General features: G+C 69.9%; 7 protein-coding genes and 1 pseudogene. 5 read left to right on the top strand and 3 right to left on the bottom strand.

The genetic code is table 11. The features are described from left to right. The first annotated feature begins 289 nt into the window (after window positions 1-289). Window positions 290-634 (top strand): cupin domain-containing protein, encoded by a 345-nt coding sequence (locus CEX88_RS25635; RefSeq protein WP_064397489.1) that lies wholly within the window; start codon window positions 290-292, stop codon window positions 632-634. A gap of 15 nt (window positions 635-649) precedes the next feature. On the opposite strand, the gene CEX88_RS25640 is transcribed toward CEX88_RS25635, so the two are convergent. Further along, window positions 650-2,299, bottom strand: a complete 1,650-nt coding sequence (locus CEX88_RS25640; protein ID WP_066850538.1) for a DNA repair helicase XPB — start codon at window positions 2,297-2,299, stop codon at window positions 650-652. A 91-nt stretch (window positions 2,300-2,390) separates the two neighbouring features. Further along, on the bottom strand, window positions 2,391-4,649 hold the full coding sequence (locus tag CEX88_RS25645; protein ID WP_094295623.1) for a helicase-associated domain-containing protein: 2,259 nt from the start codon (window positions 4,647-4,649) through the stop codon (window positions 2,391-2,393). Window positions 4,650-4,714: 65 nt separating this feature from the next. On the opposite strand from CEX88_RS25645, the gene CEX88_RS25650 reads away from it, so the two are divergent. The 4 genes from CEX88_RS25650 to CEX88_RS25665 are packed head-to-tail and all read left to right on the top strand — an operon-like array spanning window position 4,715 to window position 6,290. Further along, a complete protein-coding gene (locus tag CEX88_RS25650; protein WP_094295626.1) occupies window positions 4,715-4,906 on the top strand; it encodes a hypothetical protein in 192 nt (63 codons plus the stop codon). Window positions 4,907-4,957: 51 nt separating this feature from the next. Continuing rightward, on the top strand, window positions 4,958-5,389 hold the full coding sequence (gene moaC / locus CEX88_RS25655; RefSeq protein ID WP_238382211.1) for a cyclic pyranopterin monophosphate synthase MoaC: 432 nt from the start codon (window positions 4,958-4,960) through the stop codon (window positions 5,387-5,389). Then, window positions 5,389-5,865, top strand: coding sequence for a MogA/MoaB family molybdenum cofactor biosynthesis protein (locus CEX88_RS25660; protein ID WP_202931661.1), 477 nt, complete (start codon window positions 5,389-5,391; stop codon window positions 5,863-5,865). Before moaC ends, CEX88_RS25660 begins: the two co-directional genes overlap by 1 nt. Continuing rightward, window positions 5,862-6,290, top strand: a complete 429-nt coding sequence (locus CEX88_RS25665) for a molybdenum cofactor biosynthesis protein MoaE (RefSeq protein ID WP_094295625.1) — start codon at window positions 5,862-5,864, stop codon at window positions 6,288-6,290. The genes CEX88_RS25660 and CEX88_RS25665 overlap by 4 nt, the downstream gene beginning before the upstream one ends. A gap of 86 nt (window positions 6,291-6,376) precedes the next feature. Here CEX88_RS25665 and CEX88_RS26230 read toward each other — a convergent pair. Then, a pseudogene (locus CEX88_RS26230) lies at window positions 6,377-7,158 on the bottom strand (transglycosylase family protein); the annotation flags it as partial.

Consider the following 7,158-nt stretch of genomic DNA (forward strand, 5'->3'; position numbering starts at 1 on the left):
CGTCAGGTGTGTATACGAGACAGCCCGCTTACCCATGACCAGTCGCCGTCGCGAACCCGGCCGACGTCAGCGCACCCAGACCGATGGCGACGCCGACGAGTCCGACTTTGACCGCCTGAGCGGACGTGGCGCGACGGCGACTGGTCATGGGTAAGCAGGCTAGCGCCTCACCGCCTCGGACGCTCATTTACGACGGTCTCGATGCGGCCGCTTGCGGTGGATGGACCGTCACTAAGATTGGGATCTCTGCTGAATTTCCAATCGACCAGCCCTCGACAGGAAGCCCGCGATGAACAAGACCTCGCTGACCGCGCTCGCACGTGAGCAACTCGAGACGGCCCGCGCCGCCAGTAGCGGACGCAGCGCGCACACGGTCTACGGCGGCCACGAGCATTCGCTGCGTCAGACGCTGATCGCCTTGACCGGCGGCTCGGAACTGACCGAGCACGAGACGAACGGGGAGGCCACCCTGCAGGTCCTGCACGGCCGCGTACGGCTGACCCATGCGTCCGCCAACTGGGAGGGGTCCGAAGGCGACCACATCGTGGTACCCAAGGACCGGCACGGACTGCAGGCGCTCGAGGACTCCGCGATCTTACTGACGGTGTCGAATCCGGTCGGCCCGCACGTATAGCGGGCGCTTGCACGTCTAGATCGCGGGTCCCAACAGGTCGTCGGCGTCCTTGATGACGTAGCCGTAGCCCTGCTCGGCGAGGAACCTTTGACGGTGCGCGGCGTATTCGGCGTCGAGGCTGTCGCGGGAGACGACGGAGTAGAAGATCGCGCCCCCACCGTCGGCCTTGGGTCGCAGCAGCCGCCCCAGGCGTTGAGCCTCTTCCTGACGGGATCCGAAGGTGCCCGAGACCTGCACGGCGACACTGGCTTCCGGCAGATCGATAGAGAAGTTGGCGACCTTCGACACGACCAGCGTTGAGATCTCACCGCGCCGGAACTGATCGAAAAGCGCCTCGCGCTCCGCGGTTTTCGTCGAACCCTGGATGATCGGCGCGTCGAGTTCTTGGCCGAGTTCCTCGAGCTGGTCGAGGTAGGCGCCGATCACCAACGTCTGTTCGCCCTTGTGTTTGTCGAGGATCGACTTGACCACCGCGATCTTGGTATGCGCCGTCGAGCACAGCTTGTACCGCTCGTCGGGTTCGGCGGTCGCGTACAGCATGCGCTCGTTGTCGGTCATCGTCACCCGCACCTCGATGCATTCGGCGGGCGCGATCCACCCCTGGGCCTCGATGTCCTTCCACGGTGCGTCGTAGCGCTTCGGACCGATCAACGAGAACACGTCCCCCTCGCGGCCGTCCTCACGAATCAGTGTGGCGGTCAGGCCGAGTCGACGACGCGACTGCAGATCGGCCGTCATCCGGAACACCGGTGCGGGCAGCAGGTGCACCTCGTCGTAGATGATCAGCCCCCAGTCGCGGCTGTCGAACAACTCCAGGTGCCGGTATTCGCCTTTGGTGCGCCGAGTGATCACCTGATAGGTGGCGATGGTCACCGGCCGGATCTCCTTACGCTCCCCGGAGTATTCGCCGATTTCGTTCTCCGTGAGCGAGGTCCTGTTGATCAGCTCGCGTTTCCACTGCCGTCCGGCGACGGTGTTGGTCACCAGGATCAGCGTGGTCGCCGAGGCCTTCGCCATCGCGGCGGCGCCGACGAGCGTCTTGCCCGCGCCGCAGGGCAGCACGACGACCCCGGATCCGCCCTCCCAGAACGACTCGGTGGCCATCTGCTGGTAATCGCGAAGGTGCCAGCCGTTCTCCGCCAGGCTGATCGGGTGCTTCTCGCCGTCGACGTAACCCGCGAGATCCTCTGCGGGCCAGCCGATCTTGAGAAGCATCTGCTTGACTCGGCCGCGCTCGCTGTTGTGCACCAGGACGGTGTCGTCGTCGATGCGCGCGCCAAGCATCGGCGCGATCTTCTTGTTGCGCAGCACCTCCTCGAGCACGGCGCGGTCCAGGCTCACCAGCATCAGGCCGTGAGCCGGATGCTTGACCAGTTGCAGCCGCCCGTAGCGAGCCATGGTGTCGACGATGTCGACCAGAAGCGGCTGGGGCACCGCGTAGCGGGAGAACGACACCAGCGCGTCGACGACCTGTTCGGCGTCGTGGCCCGCGGCGCGCGCGTTCCACAGCGCCAGCGGGGTGATCCGGTAGGTGTGGATGTGCTCGGGGGCGCGCTCGAGTTCGGCGAACGGGGCGATCGCGGCACGCGCCGCGCCCGCTTGTTCATGGTCGACCTCGAGCAGCACCGTCTTGTCGGACTGCACGATCAGGGGGCCATCGGTCATCCCATCCATTATCCAGACCGCCCCGACCTCCCCACCCGCGAGAGACCGCGTCTGCCCGCCGACATACCCCATGAGCTGGGGGTGGCTCGGTCTACTGCTCGTCGGCGGCGACCACGGAAGTGATGCGGTGGATGGCGAAATCGCGCACCCGCCCCGACGCGGGATCGTATGCCGTCAACTGCCCGCCCCGCACATTGATCGGTGCGACGACCCGTTGGGTCGCCACCCCCGCAGGATCGACGTACCCGATCACGACCGAGGCCTGCATGTGCGCGGCCTCCTGCAACTGGTTGATCGCCACCGCCGGGTCCAAACGCATACCGCCGGTCGGGGCCGACGCCACCTTGCGCAGCACGGCGACGATTGCACCGAGAGTTTGGCTGGTGGGCGTCGGGGCGAGTCGGTACGTGCGCCGTCGTCCCGGCGGAGCGGGCACCCGCGCCCCCCGGGCTCGAATATCGACGATGGCGCCGGTCGAGTCCTCGGCCGCCGGCGCGAAGCCGGCCTGGCGCAGCGCCGCGAGCACGTCGGAGATCGGCGCCTGCGACACCGCGACCGTCGGCGCGAGCAGGCGCATCTCCAGCGAGTCCGTCGCCGGTGCACCCACCGCCTGCGCGAGCAGCGCTGCGTCCTCGCACCGCACGAACGACGCCGCCATGCCGACACGCAACTGACCGTGCCTGCGGGCCACATCGTCGATGAGATATGTCAAACCTTGCGGGACGGGAGTTTTCGAGTGGCGCTTGAAGAAGGCGTGCAGTTCGCCCGCGGTGCGGCCGGTGTCGAGCGCGCGGCGGATCGACGGCTCACTGATCCGGTACACCATCGCCGCACCCGCCGACTCCACGCTCGCCACGGCAGCCAGTTGTTCGGCCAGCTCGCGTTGCAGCGGGCCGGGGACGACCACCGTGAGGTCGGCCTGCAGCAGGAAATGGTCGATCGGTGCGGGCAGCACCTTGTCCATCGCCTTAACGACGTCGTCGGCAGGAGCGTCGGTGAGCAGCGTCCGAGCGGGGGTGGCCAGTGCGCCGCGACCCACCAGTCCCAGCGCATGCGCCTCGGTCAGCAGGTCGGCGACTGGCCCTGGTTGCAACCGGACCCCCCAGCGCGGCCTGCGCCAGATCATCGCGCGCGACGCCTCACCTGCGTCGACGCCCGCGCCGGGCGGCAGGCTCGCGAGCACCTCGAGGAGCAGTCGCCTGTCCAGCGGTGCGGCAGTGGAGAACAGCGAATCCGACAGTGCCGCATAGGGTTTGCCGTCGGGACCGCGGTTTCCGATCAAGCTCGGCCGGCCCGGGAGCTCCAGCCAGGTCGTCGCCAGCAGGTGCCATTTGACCGCGGTCGGGGATTCGACGAACCGGTCGGATGAGACCGTCGGCGCCCAGTACGGCCCGTCACCGGCCTCGGGTTCGGGTTCGGGCATGCCCGCCGAGATGAGGCCCGCACCCGCGGTCACTTCGAGGATCAGCCCCAGGCGGCGTTCGTCGATGCCGGTGGCCTTGGTCAGTCGTTTGACGTCACGCACGCCGAGCCCACCGCTGCGCAACTCCGGAACCGGTGTGGCGCCCAGGGTTTCGAGCACCACCCCGACCTCGCGGAGAAGGTCGAGCGCGGCGCCCGCGGCCACCGCGTCGGCGTCGGCCGCTGTCGTCGTCGACACCACCGGGTCGGGTTCGGTCAGCTGCAGGGGTCCCGGCAGCTCACCGCGCAGCACCTGGCCCACGAGTCGCGGCAGGATCACGGTTTCCGCGTCGACCTGGCGCAGTAGACCGGCGGCCAGCAGCCGCTGCACCGGGCGATCCGACGGGGTGCCGGGTGCAGCGTCGCGAGTGCGGCCCACCGGTGAACCCTCGAGCAACTTCTGCAGCAGCTCGGACTGCGCCTCGTCGAGCGATTCCAGTCGGGCGGCGATGTCCTGTGGACTCGCGGCGGTGTCTTCGACCGTGGCCTGTCCGGGGTACCACGGCAAGCCCGCGACGGCTTCGGCCGCCACCCGGACTGCTGCGTCACCCCACACCAGCCCCCGGTCGCGCAGATCGTCCACGGCGTTCGTGACGGCTGCTTCGGGCGCCCGGTCGCCGATGAGCTCCAGCAGTTTTGTAACCGGGACGGCGGTCGTGTCGGCGTGCAGCACGAGCAGCGCGTCGAGCACAGCGAGCCGCAGGAAGTCGAGGTCGTCGGTGGCGGCCTTGACCGACTGGCGGGCCTGCGCGCGGGCCGCCAGCGCAGCGACCGACCCCGGCGGCGGTTGGGTCAGGTCGGGCCGCAACTCCAGCAGCCGGACGAGCCGGTCGTCGGGGAGATCGGCCAACCAGGCGCCCAGAGGGAGGCCTGACGCGTTCTCGGTCATTGCTGACCAGCGTAAAGGAGTGTGGCGGTGTCGCCACCGGCCGGACCATTTGCCACAATGTGGGCGTGGCAGACAACAAGGGGAAGAAACGGTACGTCGATCCGGGCTGGCCCGAGGTCGACGGTGACGACGACCACGCGGTGAGCGAACTGGCCACCGACCGTACCGGCGCGCTGTCGCCCTTCGGCGAGATCACGTTCCCGCTGCCCGCGGACGAACTGCCGTACGTGCACGCGGTGACGGTCGTCAACAAGTAGGTGTCCGAGCCGGCCCGCCTCTCACACGTCGACGAGACCGGCGCGGCGCACATGGTCGACGTCACGGCAAAGGACGTCACCAAGCGCACCGCCGTCGCGGCCGGAACCCTTTGCACGACGGTCGACGTCGTCGCGATGATCGCATCGGGCGGCCTGCCCAAAGGCGACGCGCTGGCCACCGCCCGCGTCGCAGGCATCCTGGCCGCCAAGCGCACCAGCGACCTGATCCCGCTGTGCCATCAGTTGGCGCTGACGGGGGTCGACGTGGACTTCACGATCGACGACGCCGAAGGGCGGGTGGACGTCACCGCCACGGTGCGCAGCACCGACCGCACCGGCGTCGAGATGGAGGCGCTGACCGCGGTGAGCGTGGCCGCGCTGACGATCTACGACATGATCAAGGCCGTCGACCCCGCCGCCCGCATCGACGACATTCGGGTGCTGCGCAAAGAGGGCGGCAAGACCGGAACCTGGACCCGCTGATGCGGTCGGGTCGGGTCGTTGTCGCCTCCACGCGCGCCGCCGCCGGCGTGTACGAGGACCGCAGCGGGCCGATCGTCGTGGACTGGCTCACCGGCCGTGACATCGACACCCCGGCGCCCGTGGTGGTACCCGACGGCGACGCGGTGGCCGACGCCATCTCCGCCGCGGTCGCCGACGGCGTCGATGTGGTGATCACCTCCGGCGGCACTGGCATCTCGCCGACGGACCGCACCGCCGAGGGCACCGCCGCGCTGGTCGACTATCAGATTCCCGGCCTTGCCGACGCGATCCGTCGGGCCGGAGAGGACAAGGTGCCGACGTCGGTGCTGTCGCGCGGGGTGTGTGGGGTCAAGGACCGCACGCTGATCGTGAACCTGCCCGGGTCGCCCGGTGGCGTCAAGGACGGACTGGGCGTGCTCGACCGTGTTCTCGAGCATGCGCTCGATCAGATTCGCGGAAAGGACCACTCGCGATGACGGCGGTGGTGCTGCGTGCCGACCTCTGCGAGGAGACGATCGACTCCGCCGAGCATGAGGCACTGGTCGCCAATGCCTCGGCTGGTGCGGTGGTGAGCTTCTCCGGTGTCGTGCGCGATCACGACGGCGGGCGTTCAGTGCTGCGGCTGGAGTATTCGGCGCATCCGTCGGCGCCCCAGACGCTCGCGGAGGTGGCTGCGGAGATCGCCGCCGATGCCGACGGCGTCCGGGCCATCGCGGTCAGCCACCGCGTCGGGGCCCTCGAGATCGGCGATGCCGCGCTGGTTGCCGCGGTCGCGGCCGATCACCGCGCGGCCGCGTTCCAGACGTGCGCGCGCCTGGTCGACGTCGTCAAGGAGCGACTCCCGGTGTGGAAGCACCAGTTCTTCGCCGACGGCTCCGACGAATGGGTGAACTCCGCGTAGCGGTTCCTCCCGCCGAGTGTGGGGTTACGGCACGACGCAGCGCGGCAAGCGTGCGTCAACTCCACACTCGATCGCGCGGGGTGTGATCAGGCAGGCGGCAGCGGTGCGCTCGGCGCAGGTGCCGCGGGATCGACCGGCGCAGCCGGCAGGTTCGGCGCCTGGCCGCCCGGTGCGTCCGGCGTGGTGAGCGGCCGCTGGGTCAACGCGAGCAGCGCGTCCTTGCCGGTGATGTCCTGCGTCTGAATCGCGTGCCAGATCTCCTTGAGGTAGGAGACGTTCGGGCTGTCAGCCCCGGCCTGCGCGCGGTCGACGGTCGTCCCAACGGGCAGGTTGTCGGGGCTCGCGAGATGTGGAACACCGGCGTCGGTCGCGACCGGATCCACGACAGGCGCGGGCGCAGGGGGGACCTGCGGAGCGGGCTGCTGCGCCGCGTCGACGGGCAGCGACCACAGTTCCGGCTGCTGACCCGGGACCGGCGCGTCGGGTGCGACGTCCCAGTTGGCCACGGCCTGCGCGTCGACCGGAGGAGCCTCGGGCACCGGCGGGGCCAGCGGATCGAACGGCGCAGGCGGTGCCTCCGGAACGGGGGCGGCCAGCGCGTCGAACTCGGGTGCGGGGGGCGCTTCGGGTGCGGGCGCCGGAGCGGGCGGTGCTTCCGGAACCGGCGCGGCCAGCGCATCGACGGGCGGGGCTTCGGGAACCGGGGCGGCCAGCGCATCGACGGGCGGGGCTTCGGGAACCGGGGCGGCCAGCGCATCGACGGGCGGAGCTTCGGGAACCGGGGCGGCCAGCGCATCCGCGGGAGCGGGCGGCGGCGGGGCGAGTGCGTCGCCCGGCGGCGGCAGCGGCGCGGGCGACGCACTCGCCC

This window comes from Mycobacterium neumannii (assembly GCF_002245615.1).
Taxonomy (GTDB): Bacteria; Actinomycetota; Actinomycetes; order Mycobacteriales; family Mycobacteriaceae; genus Mycobacterium; species Mycobacterium neumannii_A.